The organism is Bradyrhizobium sp., from assembly GCF_019242285.1.
Classification (GTDB): domain Bacteria; phylum Pseudomonadota; class Alphaproteobacteria; order Rhizobiales; family Xanthobacteraceae; genus Bradyrhizobium.
In genome coordinates this window covers 1-2,734 of the sequence record NZ_JAFAVV010000684.1, presented here as the reverse complement: position 1 = coordinate 2,734, position 2,734 = coordinate 1, and the positions used below count along the sequence as shown (strand labels likewise).

General features: G+C 58.2%; 2 protein-coding genes and 1 pseudogene. All 3 read right to left on the bottom strand.

Annotation, left to right across the window (positions count from 1 at the left end; all coding sequences use genetic code 11):
* Window positions 1–8: 8 nt before the first annotated feature.
* Window positions 9–1,058 (bottom strand): ABC transporter substrate-binding protein, encoded by a 1,050-nt coding sequence (locus JOY90_RS27720; protein WP_291694285.1) that lies wholly within the window; start codon window positions 1,056–1,058, stop codon window positions 9–11.
* 178 nt (window positions 1,059–1,236) lie between these two features.
* Complete coding sequence (locus JOY90_RS27715; protein WP_291694284.1) at window positions 1,237–2,517, bottom strand: ABC transporter substrate-binding protein; 1,281 nt, start codon at window positions 2,515–2,517, stop codon at window positions 1,237–1,239.
* A gap of 31 nt (window positions 2,518–2,548) precedes the next feature.
* Window positions 2,549–2,734: pseudogene (locus JOY90_RS27710) on the bottom strand (ABC transporter ATP-binding protein); the annotation flags it as partial.

Here is a 2,734-nt window from a genome sequence, read left to right as displayed (position 1 = left end):
CCGACCTCTCAGTTGCCGAATGGGTTATCGCGAGCCAGCCGCGCCTTCGCGTCATTGGCGACCGACAAATCGAAAAGCTGCTCCCGTGAAACCTTCTGTTCGACAAAGTGGAAGTCCTTCCCGCTCCAGAACTCCTGCATTGTCATGATCGAATCGACCGGTGGCGCGCCGTCCTCGTTGACATAGCTCCAATGGGGAGCGATCGCTTTGATCAGCTCCGGTTTGTTCAGCGCCGTGGTGCGCGCGAGGATATCAAGGACGTCGGTATGCTTGTCGGGAGCGACAGCCGCAGCATTGAACTCCTTGACACCCTGCAAGTAAGCCATGGCCCAGCGAACAACCACGTCCCGATTCTTTTGCAAATAATCCTTGCGTACTGCAAAAGCGGCAATTGCAGTGCCGGGCGCGACCACGTCCCCCGTGGCGATCATGGGGCCCCATTTATTGTTCTGGGCGAAGAAGCCGAACTGGTAGGCAAGATCGGTGACGTCGACCTGCTTTTGCCCGAGCATCTTCATCAGATCGGGCTGCGGCACGTTGACGGTCCACTGCACATCCTTGGCCGGATCGAGGCCCACCTTGGCGAGCGCGAGAGCGACATTGTACTGGTTGATGCTGCCGAGAGCTCCGACGCCGACGCGCTTACCCCTAAGCTTGCCGAAATCGGCCAGCGATCGAATGCCTTGATCGTACATCTCCTGGGTGACGCTGGTGACGGTATAGCCGAAGCCCCGACGATTATTTCCGCGGTCGAGAATGATTACGAGCGGCGCGCCTTTGGCGACGCTGTTGAACAAGCCGGCGGCCGCGGTCATGGCGGAGATGTCAAGCTCGCCCGAGACGATCGCCGGCACGGCAAGCGAGCCGTCCATGAACTCGCGATGCTGAATCTCAATCCCGAGCTTCTGGAAATATCCCTTCTCCCGCGCAACATAATAGCCGCCGCCGGACACGAACGGGCCATCGCTGACACGCACCATGTCCGCCGTCTGGGCATCGCGATTTCCCAAGAAATAGAACGAGGCAAGGGCGAGAGCGAGAATGGGACCGACTTTCATTGCGGCATTCTCCAGGCTCAGTGGTTATCGGGCGCAACCCATGGCGCGATCCTGGGATCGGCCCACTGCTGCAGCTTCATGATAGCGGCTCCCATGACTGCAAGCACTACCAGGGTCGCATCGGAGAATGTATTCAACCATTGGCGACGGCGGGCAATGGCGCGCCGTCGCCAAAGCGTTATGCCGGCAGCGTTGAGAGATTGTGCCGCAACGGCATGTTCGCCATGAGTTCCTCCTTGGGAATTCGTTTCTTAACCTCGAACTTCCCATTCTCCACACGGCTAATGTAGCAATCGATAATGCCGGCGTGATCTTCCTTCCGGATAAGCTTGTCGCCCTGCGGATGCCCAAGTGAGTTCGCCATCTGCATGCCTTCCAACGCTCTGATGACGCCTTCAATGTCCTTGCGGGTCTTATAGCCAGAGGCCTCGATGGCTTGCTTGATGGCGAAAATATCTTCCCATGCCTGCCAACCGTGGCTCTTATCCATCACGCGTGTACCACCGATTTCGCGGCAGTAGACATCGTCGATGCCGACGAGCTTGTTGAATTCCTTGTGGTACTCGTCGTTCTTGTGCGCCAGCATGCGCGGGAAGTTCTCGAAGAAATAGACCCCTTCCGCTGCGCCCTGGATGTCGCCTGGGTCGATCGACTCGAGGCTGGCAGAGGACGAAAACATCTTCACCTTCTTGTCGAGTCCCATCGTCTGCGCCTGCGTGTAGAAGGCGACCGACAGCGAGCCGATGAAGGCAGGTAGCACTACCTGGCTATCGGCGGGAATCTGCGCGAGATAGGGCACGAAATCCTTGGTGTCGAGCGGCACCGGAATGCTGGTGAGCACCTTACCGCCGGCTTTCTCAATGAAGTGCTTGGATTCTTGGTTCGTACTCTGGCCCCACGCGTAGTCGGCGTAGATGATCGTCCAGACCTTGCCGAAATTCTCCACGCACCAGGGCATGCTGGCGGCGGCGATCGAATAGGTATCCGTGCCGGTGCGGAAAGAGAAACGCGTACCCTTAGAGCCGGTTACTTCGGTCGCTTCACCGGTGGAGAAGTAGATCGTCTTGAGTTCGCTCGCAATCGGAAGCGCAGCCAGCATGACGCCGGAATGCACAGAACCGACGATGAATTCCGCATTGCTGCGCTGGATAAGGTTACGCAGCTTGCGCGCGCCGGAAGCCGGATTGGATTCGGTATCCTCTGTGACGAGTTCGACCTTGCGGCCGGCGATACCACCGCCCTTGTTGATGATGTCGACCGCGGCCCTGGCGGCCTTGTCGTGCCACACTCCCCACGACGAGATAACGCCGGTCAGGTCGCAGTGGTGGCCGATCACGATCGGCCCAGACGCCTGCGCGAACAGGTCCTTCGTGATGGTGACACTGGCTGTGCCAGCCAGTGTGCCTCCTGCGAGCGCGGCTTCTAGGAAACTGCGACGAGATATCCTGTTGTGTATCATGGTCTGCTCCCTTCCGAGATGACTGCCTTTGCTATGTCGACAGTCCGAGGTATCGATGCACGATCTCGGGCTGCGATTTGAGATCGTGCGAAACGCCGTTGTAAACAATGGTGCCCTTTTCCATCAAAAAAACGCGCGGGCACAACTTGAGTGCCGTTTCGACATTTTGCTCGACCAGAAGGATCGACACGCCGGTCTGATTAATGCGGTGAATCTC

Excerpts from the sequence above, each read along its gene's own strand:
- JOY90_RS27720 (WP_291694285.1), bottom strand. The coding sequence starts at position 1,058 with ATGAAAGTCGGTCCCATTCTCGCTCTCGCCCTTGCCTCGTTCTATTTC.
- JOY90_RS27715 (WP_291694284.1), bottom strand. The coding sequence starts at position 2,517 with ATGATACACAACAGGATATCTCGTCGCAGTTTCCTAGAAGCCGCGCTC.